Here is a 16,781-nt window from a genome sequence, read left to right as displayed (position 1 = left end):
CGATAGGAGAATTCTTCAGATATGGATCTCGCGCCCGGCGACGGCCAGTGCCGCTTCTTTCACGGACTCGCTCAATGTCGGGTGCGCATGGCAGGTGCGGGCGATATCCTCGGCGCTGGCCTTGAACTCCATGGCGATCACGGCCTCGGCGATGAGATGGCCGGCGTCGGGGCCGATAATGTGCACGCCCAGCACCTCGTCCGTGGCGGCATCGGCCAGAACCTTGACGAAGCCGTCGCTATCCGCCGCCGCCCGCGCACGGGCGTTTGCCATGAACGGGAATTTGCCCGCCTTGTAGGCGCGCCCCTCGGCCTTCAACTCGTCCTCGCCCTTGCCGACCCAGGCAATCTCGGGATGGGTGTAGACCACGCCCGGAATGCAGTTGTAGTCGATATGCGGATGCTGGCCCGCCAGGAACTCGGCGCAGGCCGCGCCCTCGTCCTCGGCCTTGTGCGCCAGCATCGGCCCGGCGATCACGTCGCCGATGGCATAGATGCCGGCCACCGCGGTCTCGAACCGGCCGTTCACCGGAATGCGGCCGCGCTCGTCCGGGACGATGCCCACCGTCTCCAGCCCCAACCCCTGGGTGTAGGGCCGCCGGCCGATCGCCAGCAGCACCGTATCGCATTCCAGCGTCTCGGCCGCGCCGCCCGCCGCCGGCTCCAGCGTCAGGCGCACGCCGTCGTCGGTTTTCTCCGCGCCCGTCACCTTGGTCGACAGCTTGAATTCGAAGCCCTGCTTTTTCAGGAGCTTCTGCATTTCCGCCGCCACCTCCCGGTCGACGCCGGGGACGATGCGGTCCAGGAATTCCACCACCGTGACCTTGGCACCGAGCCGCTGCCAGACCACGCCCATTTCCAGGCCGATAATGCCGCCGCCGATCAGCACCAGATGCTTCGGCACCGACGCCAGCGCGATGGCGCCGGTCGACGTCACCACGGTCCGCTCGTCCACCTCGACGCCGGCCAGGGGCATGGGCTCCGACCCGGTGGCGATGACGATGTTGTGCGCCTCCAGCACCTGCTCGCCGCCGTCGGCGCCCGCCACCGCGACCCTGCCCGGCGCCGTGATACGGCCGGTGCCCTGGATGTAATCGACCTTGTTCTTCTTGAACAGAAACTCGATGCCCTTGGTGAGGCCGGTCACCACCTGCGCCTTCGCCTTCATCATCTGCGCCAGGTCGAACGATACCCCTTCGATCTTCACGCCGAAGCGGGAATGCCCCTTCTTCGCCTCCTCGTAAAGATGCGAGGCGTGCAGCAATTCCTTGGAGGGGATACAGCCGACATTCAGGCAGGTGCCGCCCAAGGCGCCGCGCATTTCCACGCACGCCACCTTCATGCCCAGCTGCGCCGCCCGGATCGCGGCCACATAGCCGCCAGGACCGCCGCCGATTACCACCACGTCGTACATTTGGGGGAAGTCCTTCCGCCAGAGAAGCCAGGATCGGAGTGCCTGCGGCGGTGCGCGCACCGCCGCAGAGGGGCCTCACATATCGAACAGCAGGCGCCGCGGGTCCTCGATGCCTTCCTTGATCCGCACCAGGCAGGTCACCGCCTCGGAACCGTCGATGATGCGGTGATCGTAGCTGAGCGCCAGATACATCATCGGCCGCGCCTGGATCGAGCCGTCCGGCATCACCATCGGCCGCTGCTGGATCTTGTGCATGCCGAGAATGCCCGATTGCGGCGGGTTCAGGATCGGCGTCGACATCAGCGAGCCATAGACGCCGCCGTTCGAAATCGTGAACGTGCCGCCGGAAAGCTCGTCCAGCTTCAGCTTGCCGTCGCGGGCGCGCCGGCCGAAATCGCCGATGGTCTGTTCCACCTCGGCAAAGGTCATGGTCTCGGCATTGCGCACGACCGGCACCACCAACCCCTGCGCGGTGCCGACCGCAACGCCGATGTCGTAATGGTTCTTGTAGACGATGTCGTCGCCGTCGATTTCCGCGTTCACCGCCGGCACTTCACGCAGGGCGGCGATGGCGGCTTTGACGAAGAAGGACATGAAGCCCAGCTTGACGCCGTGGCGCTTCTCGAAACTGTCCTTGAACTCGTTGCGGATCGCCATGACCTCCGTCATGTCCACCTCGTTGAAGGTGGTGAGCATGGCGGCGGTGTTCTGCGCTTCCTTCAGCCGCTCGGCGATGCGCTTGCGGAGGCGCGACATGCGCACCCGTTCCTCGTTCGCCGCCGGCGCGCGCGCAGCGGCCGGAGGGGCCGGTGGGGTGGGCGGAGCCGAGGGGCGGGCCGCGGCGGCCTGCACATCGGCCTTGGTGGCGCGGCCGTCCCCGCCCGGTCGGCGCGATCTGGTCGCCGCTGACGCCGGCCTCCGCCGCCGCCTTTTTCACCGCCGGTCCGGCCGCGGCCAGCGGATCGCCCGCCCCGTTTGGCTGGGGCCGCGGCGGCGCGCCGGTTCCGGAGCGGGCTTGGCTGCCGCGGGCGCCGCGGGCACCGCGGGTGCTGCGCGCTGGCTTCGGAGCGGCGGCGGCACCGTTGCCTTCGCCGATCCGGCCCAGCACGGCGCCGACCGCGACGGTGCCGTCCTCGGCCACCAGCACGTCGGTCAGCACGCCGGCCTGCGGTGCCGGCACCTCGACCGTGACCTTGTCGGTCTCCAGTTCGACGATCGGTTCGTCCGCCGCCACCGCTTCGCCGGCCTGCTTCAGCCAGCGCGCCACGGTCGCTTCGGTCACCGACTCGCCCAGGGTCGGCACAACGATATCAACGCTCATCGGATCCTCTAGCGCTTTCTCTCGTTCGCCCGGTGCGCCGTCAGGCGAGCATCAGGGCCTCGTCCACAAGTTTGGCCTGCTCGGCCAGATGCCGTTTCAAAAGGCCCGTCGCCGTGGCGGCGCTGTCCGGCCGACCGATAAAACGCGGCCGCTTGGCCTGCATGTCAACCGTGTCGATCGCCGCCAGCACCTCTTCGATGCGCCGGTCGACGAAATGCCAGGCGCCCATATTGCGCGGCTCTTCCTGGCACCAGACCACGTCCGCATTCGGGTATTTGACCAGTTCCGCGGTCAGCGAGCGCTGCGGGAACGGGTAGAGCTGTTCCACCCGCACCAGGGCCACGTCGCGGACCTCGGCTTCTTCGGCCCGTTGCAACAGGTCATAATAGACCTTGCCGCTGCACAGCACGATGCGCTTGACGTGCTCGCCCGCCACCAGGTCGCGATGTTCGGCAATCACGCGGTGGAACGAGGTGCCCGGCCCGAACTCTTCCACGTCCGAGACGCACGCCTTGTGCCGCAACAGCGATTTCGGCGTCATCACGATCAGCGGCTTGCGGAAATTGCGGCGCACCTGGCGGCGCAGCATGTGGAAATAGTTGGCCGGTGTCGTCGGCGCGCAGACCTGGATATTGTCCTCGGCGCAGAGCTGCAAATAGCGCTCCAGCCGCGCCGACGAGTGCTCCGGCCCCTGGCCTTCATAGCCGTGCGGCAGCAGCATGACGATGCCGGACATGCGCAGCCATTTGGTCTCGGCCGCGGCGATATAGGTGTCGATCATCACCTGGGCGCCGTTGGCGAAATCGCCGAACTGCGCCTCCCACATCACCAGCGCGTGCGGCTCCGACTGGGTGTAGCCGTATTCGAAGCCCAGCACGGAATACTCGGCCAGCGGCGAGTCGATGATCTCGAACCGCCCCTGCCCCTCGCGCAGATTGGCGAGCGGCACGTATTTCGTTTCGTTTTCCTGATCGGTCAGCACCGCGTGGCGCTGGCTGAACGTGCCGCGGCCGCAATCCTGACCGGACAGCCGCACCGGCGTCCCTTCCACCAGCACCGCACCGAACGCCAGCGCCTCGCCGGTGGCCCAGTCGATGCCCTCCCCGGTTTCGACCACCGACGCGCGGCGGTGATCGAACTGCCGGGCGATCTTGCGGTTGATGTGAAAATCCTCGGGCACCCGGGTCATGTTGCGGGCGATCTCGCGGATGGTCTCCAGGTCGACGGCGGTTTCGCCGCGCCGGTCCTCGCCGCGGGCAATGTCCAGACCGCTCCATGCGCCTTCCAGCCAGTCGGCCTTGTTCGGCTTGTAGTTCTTGGCCGCTTCGAAATCCTGTTCCAGACGGTTGCGGAAATTCTGCTCCATCCCGTCGACCTCGTCCTGGCTCAGCAGGCCCTCGTCGACCAGGCGCTTGGCATAGAGTTTGCGCGTCGTCTGGTGCTTGGCGATGGTCCGATACATGTCCGGCTGGGTGAAGCTCGGCTCATCCGCCTCGTTGTGCCCCTGCCGGCGATAGCAGTACATGTCGAGCACGACGTCTTTCTTGAACTGATAGCGGAATTCGGTGCAGATGCGCGCCGCGTGCACCACGGCTTCCGGATCGTCGCCGTTCACGTGCAGGATCGGCGCCATCACGCTGCGCGCCAGGTCGGTGCAGTACTGGCCGCCGCGGCTGTCGGTCGGCGAGGTGGTGAAGCCGATCTGGTTGTTGATGACCACATGGATCGTGCCGCCGACGCGATAGCCCTTCAGGTCGGACAGCAGGAAGGTTTCCGCCACCACGCCCTGGCCGATGAAGGCCGCGTCGCCGTGCAACAGGCAGGCCACCACCTTTTCGCGCGCCGTGTCGTGCTTCTGCTCCTGCTTGGCCCGCACCTTGCCGATGACCACCGGGTCGGCGGTTTCCAGGTGCGACGGGTTCGGCGTCAGCGAGAGATGCACCACCTTGCCGTCGAACTCGCGGTCCGACGAGGTGCCGAGATGGTATTTGACGTCGCCGGAGCCCTGCACGTCCTCCGGGTTGGCGGCATTGCCCTGGAATTCGGAGAAGATGTTGGTGAAGGGCTTGCCCATGACATTGGCCAGCACCGACAGGCGGCCGCGATGGGCCATGCCCACCACCAGTTCCTCCATGCCCAGTTGCGAGCCGCGCTTGATGATTTGCTCCATGGCCGGGATCAGCGACTCGCCGCCTTCCAGGCCGAAACGCTTGGTGCCGACATAGCGCTTGTCGAGGAATTGCTCGAACGTCTCCGCCTCGGTCAGCCGTTCCAGGATGGTGCGCTTGCCCAGGTCGGTGAATTCGGTCTGGTTGCGCGGTTCCTCGATGCGCTGCTGGATCCAGAACTTCTGGTCCGGGTCCTGCATGTGCATGAACTCGACGCCGATCAGGTTGCAGTAGGTCCGCTCCAGCGCGTCCAGGATCTGCCGCAAGGTTGCCGTTTCCATGCCCAGCACATGATCGATGAAGATCGGCCGGTCCAGGTCGGCGTCGGTAAACCCGTAGGTTTTGTAATCCAGTTCCGGGTGATGGTCCGAGTGCGAACGGCCCAGCGGGTCGAGCTTCGCATACAGGTGGCCGCGCACCCGATAGGCGCGGATCATCATCAGCGCCCGAATCGAATCCAGCGTTGCCGCCCGAATCGCGGCCGGATCGGCCGATCCCATCGTCGCCCGCGCAACCTGCGCCGCGGAGGCCGCGATCTCGGCGGTGACCACCGACCCGTTGGCGGCGTGGCCGTTCTCCCCGAGGGCATGCCCGTTCGCGCCTGGCAGGTGGCCGTTGCGCTCGATCACGCTGGCCCGCATCCGGCCCCATTGTGCGGCATCGAGGTCATCGACAACGACGCCGTCGCGCCTCAGGCTTTCGAAAAAGCCGATCCAGCTGGCGTCGACCGACTGCGGGTCGCTCAGATACTGGGCATACAATTCGGCGACAAACGTTGCGTTGCCGCCGGTCAGGAAGCTTGCTGGGTCGATCTGGGTCACCATGAAAACGCCTTTGTTGTGCTTGCCAGGGACGGTCGACGGCTCTGGTCAACGTGTCGCAGACGACCGTCCTTTGCAAGGTTAACCGTTCATCACCTTCAACATGGTGCTGCCCAGCGCGGCCGGCGACTCGCTCACCGCGATGCCCGCATCGCGGAACGCCGCGAACTTGGCCGCCGCCGTGCCCTTGCCGCCGGCGATGATCGCCCCGGCATGGCCCATGCGCTTGCCCGGAGGCGCCGTCGCACCGGCGATGAAGCCGACCATGGGCTTCTTGTTCGGCAGGCTGGCATAGAAGGCCGCGGCATCTTCTTCCGCCGACCCGCCGATCTCACCGATCATGATGATGCCTTCGGTTTCCGGATCCTCGTGGAACATTTTCAGGCAATCGATGAAATTGGTTCCGTTCACCGGATCGCCGCCAATACCCACGCACGAAGTCTGACCCAACCCCACCGCGGTGGTCTGGCCGACGGCCTCATAAGTAAGCGTGCCCGAGCGGGAAACAACGCCGATCTTGCCCTTTTTGTGAATATGGCCCGGCATGATGCCGATCTTGCACGCGCCGACGGTGATCACACCCGGGCAGTTCGGGCCGATCAGGCGCGATTTGGAGCCGTCGAGCGACCGCTTCACCTTGACCATGTCGAGCACGGGAATGCCCTCGGTGATGCAGATGATCAGCGGGACTTCCGCGTCGATCGCCTCCAGAATGCTGTCGGCGGCGAACGGCGGCGGCACATAGATGACGCTGGCATCGACGCCCACCTTGTCCTGCGCGTCCTGCACGGTGTTGAACACCGGCAGACCCAGATGGGTGGAGCCGCCCTTGCCCGGCGAGGTGCCGCCGACCATGCGGGTGCCATAGGCGATGGCCTGCTCGGAATGGAAGGTGCCCTGCCGGCCGGTGAAGCCCTGGCAGATGACCTTGGTATCCTTGTTGATCAGCACGCCCATGGTTCACGCCGCCTTTTCGTTGGCTGCGGCCACGACCTTTTCGGCCGCATCCGCCAGATTGTCGGCGGCGATGATCGCCAGGCCGGAATTCTTCAGGATCTCCTTGCCCTTCTCGACATTGGTGCCCTCCAGGCGCACCACCAGGGGCACGTCGAGCGACAGGCCCTTGGCCGCCGCGACCACGCCTTCGGCGATCACGTCGCAACGGGCGATGCCGCCGAAAATGTTGATCAGGATCGCCTCGACCTTCGGGTCGGACAGGATGATCTTGAACGCCGCCGCCACGGTCTCCTCGTTGGCGCCGCCGCCGACATCCAGAAAGTTCGCCGGCTCCTTGCCGTAGAGCTTGATGATGTCCATGGTCGCCATGGCGAGGCCGGCGCCGTTCACCATGCAGCCGATGGTGCCGTCCAGCGCCACATAGTTGAGGGCGTACTTGTTGGCTTCCAGTTCCAGCGGGTTTTCTTCCGTCTCGTCGCGGAGCGCGGCGATGTCGGCATGGCGGAACAGCGCGTTGTCGTCGAAGTTCATCTTGGCGTCCAGCGCCATCACCTCGCCGCCGCCGGTCACCACCAGCGGGTTGATCTCCACCATGCTGGCGTCCAGCTCGGTGAAGGCCTTGTACATCCCGGTCAGGAATTTCGCCGCGCTTTTGATCTGGTCGCCCTGCAAGCCCAGGCCGAAGGCGATGCGGTTGCAGTGGTGCGGCATCAGCCCGGTCACCGGGTCGATGGCGAGCGTGAGGATTTTCTCCGGCGTGTTCGCCGCCACTTCCTCGATATCCATGCCGCCTTCGGTGGAGGCGATCACGTTGATCCGCTTGTTGCCGCGGTCGACCAGCAGCGAGAGATACAGTTCGCGGGCAATGTCGCAGCCGTCCTCGACATAGATGCGGCCGACCTCCTTGCCCTCCGGCCCGGTCTGGTGCGTGACCAGGGTCATGCCCAGCATCCGGTCCGCCTCGGCCCGAACCGCGTCCACGGACTTGACCACCTTGACGCCGCCGCCCTTGCCGCGGCCGCCGGCATGGATCTGGGCCTTGACCACCCAGACCGGCCCGCCCAGGTCGTTGGCGGCGGCGACCGCCTCGTCGGGCGTGAAGGCCACGCCGCCCTTCGGTACGGCAACGCCGTACTTCGCCAGTAATTGCTTGGCTTGATACTCGTGAATATTCATCGCGTCGTTCGGTTCCCTCGGGTCAGAAACACCTAATGAGCCTCACACAACCGCCCCGGCCGCGGGCACCGCCGGCAGGCGGCGCCCCGACCCGAGGCGAACGGCACGATGACGGGTGCGCCGGTGTCAGGCGCCCGCCTCATCGCGCAGCTTGACCGCAAGACCTGACAATTCGGTAACCGCAGCCACCGAGTGGTCGAATGCGGCCTTGTCGGCGCCGGCCAGCGGCACCTCGACAACCTTTTCCACGCCGTTCTTGCCGATGATGACCGGCACGCCGACATAGAGGCCCTTCACGCCGTATTCGCCGTCCAGATAGGCGGCGCAGGGCAGCAGGCGGCGCTTGTCCTTCAGATAGGCCTCGGCCATCTGGATCGCGGACGAGGCCGGCGCATAGAAGGCCGAGCCGGTCTTGAGCAGGCCGACGATCTCCGCCCCGCCGTCGCGGGTGCGCTGGACGATGGCGTCGATCTTTTCCTGCGTCGACCAGCCCATCTTGATCAGCTCCGGCACCGGAATGCCGGCAACGGTCGAATAGTTGATCAGCGGCACCATGGTGTCGCCATGCCCGCCGAGCACGAAGGCGTTGACGTCCTCGATCGAGACGTTGAATTCCTCGGCCAGGAACAGGCGGAAGCGGGCGCTGTCCAGCACGCCGGCCATGCCCACCACCTTGTTCGTCGGCAGGCCGCTCGCCTGCTGCAGGATGCCGACCATGGCGTCCAGCGGGTTGGTGATGCAGATGACGAAGGCGTCCGGGCAGTTCTTCTTGATGCCCTCGCCGACCGAGCCCATGACCTTGGTGTTGATGCCGATCAGGTCGTCGCGGCTCATGCCCGGCTTGCGCGCCACGCCGGCGGTGACGATGACCACGTCCGCGCCCTTGAGGTCGGCATAGTCGTTGGTGCCGGTCACGGAGGCGTCGAAGCCCTCCACCGGGCTGCTCTGGGCGATATCCAGGGTCTTGCCCTGCGGCAGGCCCTCGACGATGTCGAACATGACGACATCGCCCAGTTCCTTCAGACCGACCAGGTGAGCCAGCGTGCCGCCAATATTGCCGCCGCCGATCAGCGCAATCTTGTTCCGAGCCATGGGATTTCCTTCGACCATAGAATGTTTGGTCGCAGCCCGCGATAACGGGCGCGCCGTTGGCCGCGTTCCTACGCCCAACGGCAGTACGGAGCAACCCTACAAAGGTTCACGTCTGCCCTGCGATTGGCGGGAGCGTCGCCGCCTCGCCGTATCGCTTGTCCCACAAAAGCGGAGGATAAGGGTGGCGCCTGCCCGTCAGGCCGGCGCCTCGGTCGGGCGCCGCGCCGCGATATAGTCGTCCGCCTGCATCTCCATCAAGCGCGACACGGTGCGCTGGAAGGCGAACGACGTCTCGCCTTCCGGGTTCAGCGCCTGGGGCAGGGCCGCGGCGGAGCAGATCAGGTTGGTCTTGGCCTCGTAAAGCGCGTCGATCAGGGTGACGAACCGCTTGGCCTCGTTCCGCTTTTCCGGCGGCAGGACCGGGATGCCGTCCAGAATGACGGTGTGGAACCGCGCCGCAATCGCCAGATAATCCGCCGCGCCCAGCGGCCGCGCGCACAAATCCTCGAACGTGAACCGCGCCACGCCTTTCGCCGTCACCGGCGCCGTCAGCTTGCGCCCCCGCACCTTCAGCGTCTCCGCATGCGGCGGCGCATCGTCAGTCAGGTCGCGGAAGGCCCGGTCCAGCGCCTCCGTCGCCGCCTCGTCCAGGGGGGTGTGATAGGTGGGCCGGCCCTTCAGCCGGTCGAGCCGGTAGTCGGTTTCCGACTCCAGTTCGAACACCGACAGCCGCTCCTGGATCAGGGCGATGAACGGCAAAAACCGCTCGCGCTGCAAGCCGTCCTTGTAAAGATTCTGCGGCTCCACATTCGAGGTGGCGACCACCACCACGCCGCGGTCGAACAGGGCCTGGAACAGCCGCCCCAGGATCATGGCGTCGGCGATGTTCTCCACCTGGAACTCGTCGAAGCACAGCAGCGTCGCCTGCTCGGCCACGTCGCGGGCGATGTCCGGGATCGGGTCGCCCTCGGCCCCGCTCTGGCGGCGGGCGTGCACGCGCTCCTGCACCTCCTGCATGAAGGCGTGGAAGTGGACCCGGCGTTTCGGCTGCACCGGCGCGGTGTCGAAGAACAGGTCCATCAGCATGGACTTGCCGCGGCCGACCGGCCCGAACAGATAGAGCCCGCTCGGAACGGGCGGCGGCGCCTCGCGCCTCCCGCCGCCGAAGCCCAGCCGGCCCAGCAACCCCTTGCGCTCCGGCGGTGGCGGCGCCGGTCGGTAGCCCCGCAAGTCCTCGTACAGCCCCTGTAGCCGTTCCGCCGCCGCCCGTTGCAACGGATCCGGCCGCAAGTCCCCGCGGGCCACCAGGGCCTTCAGCCCCGCGACCGGGCCGGCGGCCCCAGCGTCCGTCATCGGCATCGTCATCGCCCCGTCAGCCGCCAAAAGCCGCTTCCATCTGCCGGCGGAAGGCAATGGTCGGGTCGGCCGCGTCATAGACCACATCGTCCCAGCCGAGCGCCTCGCCCTCTGCCACGTCGCGCTTCAGCGTCACGCCATGGGCGAGGCCGATGGGCAGGCCGCCGAGCCGCAGCGAATCCGCCGCCGGCATCAGCTTGCCCCAGACCGTATAGCCGCCCTCGCCGTCCAGCCGCTGCCCGGCCTTCAGGTCGAACTTGGCGGTTGCCACCACGTCGGCGCGGAACGCCTCCGGGCAGCCGGTCGGCTCGCCGCGCAGGCCGACGCTGGCGACCGAAATGCCCAGTTCCAGCCCGATCAGGTGATAGGGCCGCCACAGCGCCGCATAACGCCCGCCGGCATCGGTCAGCACGCCGTACTGGCGGAAACAGTCCTTCACATAGTCGGTTTCGCCGTCGAACACGACATAGACGCCCCAGCGCAGGTCGTCGGGCAGCGGCTGGCCGTCCCGGTCCTCGCTCGCCACCACCTCGACCATGCCGCGGCCGTCGAGCAGGCCGCCGTCGGCGCGGGGGATCAGGTCCTGCGCGAACCGGTTGAAGCCCACCGCCGGAAAGGCGAGCCCGTCCTTCGGCGCGTTCAGGCCGCAGGCATTGGCCACCGCCGCCATCTCGATGCCGGACTTGGTGCCGTCCAGGAAGCTGTTGAACATCTGCGGGTTCAGGCCGCCCGCCACCGCCTCGTTTGCCGACAGACCATAGTGATCCCAGACCGTTGCCGGGGTCGACTGGTGGTAGCGCGGCTGGTAGCGGGTGCCCTTGCCGGCGGCCACCACCTCCAGGCCGCAGGCCCGCGCCCAATCCACCTGCTCGGCGATCAGCGCCGGCTGGTCGCCATAGGCCAGGCTGTAGACCACGCCCGCCTGCCGCGCCATCCGCGCCAGCAACGGGCCGGCCAGCACGTCCGCCTCCACATTGACCATGACCATGTGCCGGCCCTGCCGGAACGCCTCCTGCGCGTGGCGGATGCCGGCGGACGGGCTGCCGGTGGCGTCGATCACCACGTCCAGACCGGGGGCGGCGATCATCGCCATCGCATCCTCGGTCACATGGCAGCCGCCGGAGACGCGCGCCTCCTCGAAGCTCTGCGCCGCATACTGCTCCGCCGGCCAGTGCACGCCCGCCAGCGCGGCCCGGGCCCGGTCCGCGTCCAGGTCCGCCACGGCCATCACCTGCAGGCCGGGCGTCCGCCGCGCCTGCGACAGGAACATGGAGCCGAACTTGCCGGCGCCGATCAGGCCGGCCCGCAAGGGCTGGCCGGCCTCGGCGCGCGCGGCGAGGAGTCGGGAGAGGTTCATGGCATGGTCTTTCCGGCACAAGAATGTCCGCCCGCGGTCCTAAGGCCAAGCGCGGGCGCAAACAACCCCCTTCGCCGGCAGGCGGGCGACGGCCAGCCGCCGCGCGGCCAGCCTTGCCGCCATGGCGGCCCCCGGCTAAGTCTTCGCCATGGACCAGCGGGACCGTGCCAAGCGCGGCTATCATCACGGCAATCTGCGCGAGGCGCTGCTGTTCGCAGCCATCGGACTGATTGCCGACAAGGGGCTGCAAGGCTTCACCTTCGCCGAGGCCGCCAGGGCCGCCGGCGTGTCGCCGGCTGCGCCCTATCGCCATTTCGCCGACCGCGACGCCCTGATCGCGGAGGTGGCGCGCTATGGCTTCGAACGCTTCGCCGACCGGCTGGAACGCGCCTGGAACCGGGGTGCGCCCAGCCCGCTGGCGGCGCTGGAGGCCGTCGGCCTGGCCTATCTGGCCTTTGCGCGGGAGGAACGGCCGCTGTTCCAGGCCATGTTCCAGTCCGGCGTGCCGGAGGACCCGGCGGTCAAATCCGCCGCCGACCGCGCCTTCGCCGTGTTGCAGGGCGCCTGCCAGGCCCTGGCCGCGACCCGCCCGGTGGCGAACCGGCCGCCGGTGCATATGATGACCTACCATCTCTGGGCGCTCTGCCACGGCGTCGCCGAGCTGTTCGGCGACCGCCCGCCCAGGCGCGCGCCGATCAGCGCTGCCGACCTGCTGGAATCCGGCCTGCTGGTCTATCTCCGCGGCCTGGGCCTCATCCCCGAAGATTGAGCGGCATCCCTGCCCCTCAGCGCGCCGTATCCGCGCCGTGCAGGAACGGCACCAGGAGCGCCAGCAGATCGCTTGTCCGGGTTTCCGGCAGCATGTGCCCGCCGCCGCGCAGCTCCACATAGCGGGCGTCGGGAAGCCCCGCCGCGATCTCCCGCCCGAACCAGGCCGGCATCAGCGGGTCGTCGTCGGCCGAGACGACCAGCGCCGGCCGGCCGATTCCCGGCAACAGCGGACGGCCGTCAAACGCCAGGATCGCGTGCAGCCGCCGGCTGAACTGCGCCACGTCCGGCGGCGGCGCCTCGGCCGCCAGTTGCGCGAACCCGGCCGCGTGCTCGCGCCGATAGTCCGGCGGAAACAGCAGGCTGGCATTGAACCGGGCATAGGTCTGCGCGCTCAGTTCCGCCGCGGCGGCAATGCGCAGGGTCTGCATGTCGGTCAGAAAGGCGTCGCCATGGCTCCAGGGCGCAATCAGCGCGAGGCGCTCCACCCGCTCCGGATGGGCGGACGCGAAGGCGAGGCCGATGCCGCAGCCGGTGGAATGGCAGACCAGATGCGCCCGCGCGATCCCCAGCGCCGCCAGCAGGTCCGCCACCTCTTGGCCGCGGTCGGCCATGGACACGGCCTCCGGGTCGCTCGGCGGCGGGCTCTGGCCGGTGCCGCGCTGGTCGTAGCGGATCACGGCAAAGCCCGAGGCCAGGCCCTGGGCGAACGGCGCCACTCCCACCGGCCCGGCACTCTGCGGCAACAGCAAAACCAGCGGTGTTCCCCGACCGCTGCGGGAATAGGCGATGGCACCGCCAGGGGTGGAGATTGTGGGCATGCAATGGTCCCGTTCGGAAGAGCCGGCAAAGCCCATGGATTCGAGCGCGCCGGGCTTCTCCTGTCCATAACCCGCTTTCCGTGCGCCCGCGAACGCGCCATCCTGGCCATGATAGACGGCTTCGAATGCCCGACCGCCTGCATGGGAGACCCGAACGAATGCCCAAGGACCGACCGCCCCAGACCCCGGGCGTCAAAATGCAGTATCTGATCAAGCGCCGCCCCGGCCCCAGCCGCGAGGAGCTGATCGCCCACTGGTTCGCCAACCACATGCCCAGCGTCATCGCCCGCAACGAACAGAGCCGCGCCGAAGGCCGGTTGCATGCCACCCGCTATGTGGCGAGCCTGTTCGACCCCGACGGCGCCGCGCCGCCGGCCTGGGATGGTGTCGCGCAGCTCTGGTTCGAAACCGAACCGCCGCGCCCGGCCCAGGCCAGCGGCACCGTGCCGGCGGACAGTTTTCAGCAGAAGGCCGAGCCCTACTGGCCCTGGGCGACGCGCGAATGGGTGGTGCTCGACGGCAGGCTGCCGCTGGAGCCGCTGACCCTGAACCCGCCCTTCCCCTGCACCCGCAGCGGCTTCGTCAAGCAGGTCTCGCTGGTGCCGGCGAAACCGGGGGCGGACGTCGCCGCCCTGTTCGACCACTGGCTGGACGTGCACGCGCCGAACGTGCTGGAGACCATGCGCAAGGTCGGCGGCTTCCGCTATGCGGTGAGCCTCAGCCTCGCGCCCGAACAGGCCCCCTATGCGGGCATGGCGGAACTGTATTTCCCGGACACCGCCGCCCAGGCCGCGTTCTGGCGGACGCTGCAACCGGATGGCTTTCAGCAATGGGCCGACGCCGAAAACACGCTCCGCTTCCGCTGCGGCACCGAAATGGTCGGTATCGAGGCCCCACAGGCATAGCAACCCCAGAGGCATAGCAGTCCCGCAGGCCCAGGAGCGCGCCCGCTCCGGTCCATCCCTCCCGGTCGCCGCCGACCGCAGGCGGTTGACTCCTGTTTGGGCGCGGCGCAAAATTGAATGAACATTCATTCAATAACAGTCGCAAGAGAAACGCCCATGCCCGAAGCGCCCCTCCTGCCGCCCCACCCGCCGCGCGCGGCAGACGCGCCCAAGGCCCTGGACGGCATCCGCGTGCTGGATTTCACCCATTTCATCGCCGGGCCGCTCGCCACCATGCTGCTGGGCGATCTGGGGGCGGAGATCGTCAAGATCGAGAAAATCGCCGGCGGCGACGATTTCCGCCGCTTCGGCCCGCAGCGGGCCGACATGGGGCCGGCCTTCGTCTGGTGCAACCGCAACAAACAGAGCGTCGCCCTCGACCTGACCCGGCCGGAGGGCCAGCAGATCGCCCGCGATCTGGCCGCGACCGCCGACGTGGTGATCGAGAACTTCTCCGCCGGCGTCATGGACCGTTTCGGCCTCGGCTACGCGGCGCTGGCGGCGGCGAACCCGCGCCTGGTCTATTGCGCCGTCTCCGCCTATGGCCGTTCCGGCCCCTATGCCGGCCGGCTCGGCTTCGATCCCATCGCCCAGGCGGAAAGCGGCTTTATGAGCCTGACCGGCCAGGCCGACGGCGACCCGCTGCGCGCCGGCCCCTCGATCATGGACAACAGCACCGCCATGATGGCCTGCAACACCGTGTTGGCCGCGCTGATGGCGCGGGAGCGCCTGGGGCAGGGCCAGTATTGCGAGGTGTCGCTGTTCGACACCGCGGTGCAGATGAGCGGCTTCCACGCCATGCTCTATCTGATGAGCGGCCAGGTGCCCGAGCGCTTCGGCAATTCCAGCAAGGACAGCGCGCCGACCGACGTGTTCGAGGCGGCGGACGGGCCGTTCTACATCACCTGCGCCAACGACCGCACCTTTCAGCGCCTGGTCCGCAGCGTGCTGGGCCGCCCCGACCTCGCCGAGCATCCGGACTTCGCCGAGGGTCGCACCCGCGCCGCCAACAAGGACAAGCTGGCGGCGATCATCCGCCCCCTGTTCGCCGCCCAACCGCGGGCGGACCTGCTCGCCAAAATGCTGGAGGCCGGCGTGCCGGCCGGCGAGGTGCGGGCGCTGGACGAGGTCTATGCGGCCGGCGAGATCCGGGAGCGCGGCCGTGCCACCGCCATTCCCTTCCCGGACGGCGGCAGCGTGCCGAACATCGCGCCGCCCTTCCAGTTCCGCGCGACGCCGGTGGCCGACCCGGTCGCAGCACCGCTGCTCGGCCAACACACCGCCGCGGTGCTGACCCGCCTGCTCGGCTACGACACGTCGCGCATCGCCGCCCTCGCCGAGGCCGGCGTGATCCACATTGCCGAGGCCGGCGTGATCCACATTGCCGAGGCCGGCGCGATCCGCCTGGCGGAGACCGACCGATGACCGACCCGCATCTGACCCACGGCTTCACAGACGAGCAGAAACTGCTGCGCGAGAGCGTGCTCGGCACGCTCGCCCGAGTGCTGCCGCCGGAGAAAATCCGCGAGCTGGACCGGGCCGGCGAATACCCCTATGAGGCCTGCCGGGCGCTGGCCGAGTTGGGCGTCAACGGCATCGTCTATCCCAAGGCCGACGGCGGCCTCGGCGGCTCGTTCAAAGACCTGGCCGTGCTGGGCGAGGCGCTGGCCTACCATTATGGCGGCATCGCCCAGGCCTGGGGCATCACCTGCATCTATGCCGGCATGCACATCGCCCTGCACGGCTCCGAAGCGATGCGGCGGGAGATCCTGCCGCCCATCATGGCCGGCGACATGCGCTTGGCCCTTTGCCTCTCCGAGCCGGACCACGGCTCCGACGTCGCCGGCATCGAATGCTTCGCCCGGCGCGACGGCGACGCCTATGTGCTGTCGGGCCAGAAAATCTACAACAGCGCCGCGCACGTGGCCCACAATCTGGTCGTGGTCGCCAAGACCAAGCCCGGCCGCGGCTATGACGGCATCAGCCTGTTCCTGGTCGACACCACCCTGCCCGGCGTCACCGTCAACCGCCTCTCGGCCCTCGGCCGGCACACGACCGAGGCGAACCACTGCTTTTTCGACGGCGTGCGCCTGCCGGCCGACCGGCTGATCGGCACCGAGAACGACGGCTGGCACGGCCTGATGAAATGCCTGAACGTCGAGCGGCTGAACCTGGCCGCCAACGGCGTCGGCAACACGCTGCGCATCCTGGAGCACGCCCTCGCCTATGCCCGCGAGCGGCAGCAATTCGGCCGGCCCATCGGCAAGTTCCAGGCGGTCAGCCACAAATTCGCCGAGATGCAGATGATGTACCAGACCGCCCGCGCCCAGACCTTCCGCGTGGCGGAGATGCTGGACGCCGGCCTCGACCCGATCCTGGAAAACGCCGTCGCCAAGGCCTATGCGACCGAGGTCAACTGGAAGGTGGCGGACATGGCCATGCAGATCATGGCCGGCGCCGGCTATATCGTCGACCCGGACATGCAGATGCTGTTCCGCGACGCCCGAGTCGGCCCGATCGGCGGCGGCACCAGCGAAATCCAGCGCAATGTCATCGCCAGCCGGATGGGCCTCTAAGGGAGAACCGC

General features: G+C 68.0%; 12 protein-coding genes and 1 pseudogene. 4 read left to right on the top strand and 9 right to left on the bottom strand.

Annotated features, from left to right (window positions below):
* Positions 1-15: 15 nt before the first annotated feature.
* The 8 genes and pseudogenes from lpdA to H6844_04785 all read right to left on the bottom strand — a co-directional run bounded on the left by lpdA (position 16) and on the right by H6844_04785 (position 11,661).
* Positions 16-1,413, bottom strand: coding sequence for a dihydrolipoyl dehydrogenase (gene lpdA, locus H6844_04820; GenBank protein MCB9928725.1), 1,398 nt, complete (start codon positions 1,411-1,413; stop codon positions 16-18).
* A 75-nt stretch (positions 1,414-1,488) separates the two neighbouring features.
* A pseudogene (gene odhB, locus H6844_04815) lies at positions 1,489-2,734 on the bottom strand (2-oxoglutarate dehydrogenase complex dihydrolipoyllysine-residue succinyltransferase).
* Positions 2,735-2,774: 40 nt separating this feature from the next.
* Positions 2,775-5,726: a 2-oxoglutarate dehydrogenase E1 component gene (locus H6844_04810; protein MCB9928724.1), complete on the bottom strand. Its 2,952-nt coding sequence runs from the start codon at positions 5,724-5,726 to the stop codon at positions 2,775-2,777.
* A gap of 78 nt (positions 5,727-5,804) precedes the next feature.
* A complete protein-coding gene (gene sucD / locus H6844_04805) occupies positions 5,805-6,680 on the bottom strand; it encodes a succinate--CoA ligase subunit alpha (protein ID MCB9928723.1) in 876 nt (291 codons plus the stop codon).
* A gap of 3 nt (positions 6,681-6,683) precedes the next feature.
* A complete protein-coding gene (gene sucC, locus H6844_04800; GenBank protein ID MCB9928722.1) occupies positions 6,684-7,856 on the bottom strand; it encodes an ADP-forming succinate--CoA ligase subunit beta in 1,173 nt (390 codons plus the stop codon).
* A 126-nt stretch (positions 7,857-7,982) separates the two neighbouring features.
* Positions 7,983-8,948 carry a malate dehydrogenase gene (mdh, locus tag H6844_04795; GenBank protein ID MCB9928721.1) on the bottom strand — a complete coding sequence of 322 codons (966 nt, stop codon included), beginning with the start codon at positions 8,946-8,948 and terminating at the stop codon, positions 7,983-7,985.
* Between the two features lie 195 nt (positions 8,949-9,143).
* A complete protein-coding gene (locus tag H6844_04790) occupies positions 9,144-10,301 on the bottom strand; it encodes a cell division protein ZapE (protein MCB9928720.1) in 1,158 nt (385 codons plus the stop codon).
* A 19-nt stretch (positions 10,302-10,320) separates the two neighbouring features.
* Positions 10,321-11,661 (bottom strand): Gfo/Idh/MocA family oxidoreductase, encoded by a 1,341-nt coding sequence (locus H6844_04785; GenBank protein ID MCB9928719.1) that lies wholly within the window; start codon positions 11,659-11,661, stop codon positions 10,321-10,323.
* A gap of 148 nt (positions 11,662-11,809) precedes the next feature.
* Between H6844_04785 and H6844_04780 the strand changes: the two genes are divergently transcribed.
* On the top strand, positions 11,810-12,430 hold the full coding sequence (locus tag H6844_04780) for a TetR/AcrR family transcriptional regulator (GenBank protein ID MCB9928718.1): 621 nt from the start codon (positions 11,810-11,812) through the stop codon (positions 12,428-12,430).
* Positions 12,431-12,446: 16 nt separating this feature from the next.
* On the opposite strand, the gene H6844_04775 is transcribed toward H6844_04780, so the two are convergent.
* On the bottom strand, positions 12,447-13,250 hold the full coding sequence (locus H6844_04775) for an alpha/beta fold hydrolase (protein ID MCB9928717.1): 804 nt from the start codon (positions 13,248-13,250) through the stop codon (positions 12,447-12,449).
* A gap of 158 nt (positions 13,251-13,408) precedes the next feature.
* On the opposite strand from H6844_04775, the gene H6844_04770 reads away from it, so the two are divergent.
* The 3 genes from H6844_04770 (at position 13,409) to H6844_04760 (ending at position 16,770) form a co-directional block, all read left to right on the top strand.
* On the top strand, positions 13,409-14,155 hold the full coding sequence (locus tag H6844_04770) for an EthD domain-containing protein (protein MCB9928716.1): 747 nt from the start codon (positions 13,409-13,411) through the stop codon (positions 14,153-14,155).
* Positions 14,156-14,311: 156 nt separating this feature from the next.
* Positions 14,312-15,619, top strand: a complete 1,308-nt coding sequence (locus H6844_04765) for a CoA transferase (GenBank protein ID MCB9928715.1) — start codon at positions 14,312-14,314, stop codon at positions 15,617-15,619.
* Positions 15,616-16,770 carry an acyl-CoA/acyl-ACP dehydrogenase gene (locus tag H6844_04760; protein ID MCB9928714.1) on the top strand — a complete coding sequence of 385 codons (1,155 nt, stop codon included), beginning with the start codon at positions 15,616-15,618 and terminating at the stop codon, positions 16,768-16,770. Before H6844_04765 ends, H6844_04760 begins: the two co-directional genes overlap by 4 nt.
* Positions 16,771-16,781 lie beyond the last annotated feature (11 nt).

This window comes from Alphaproteobacteria bacterium, assembly GCA_020638555.1.
Lineage (GTDB): Bacteria > Pseudomonadota > Alphaproteobacteria > Bin95 > Bin95 > JACKII01.
The sequence above is the reverse complement of the archived record's forward strand: the minus strand, read 5'-3'. Positions and strand labels throughout refer to the sequence as shown.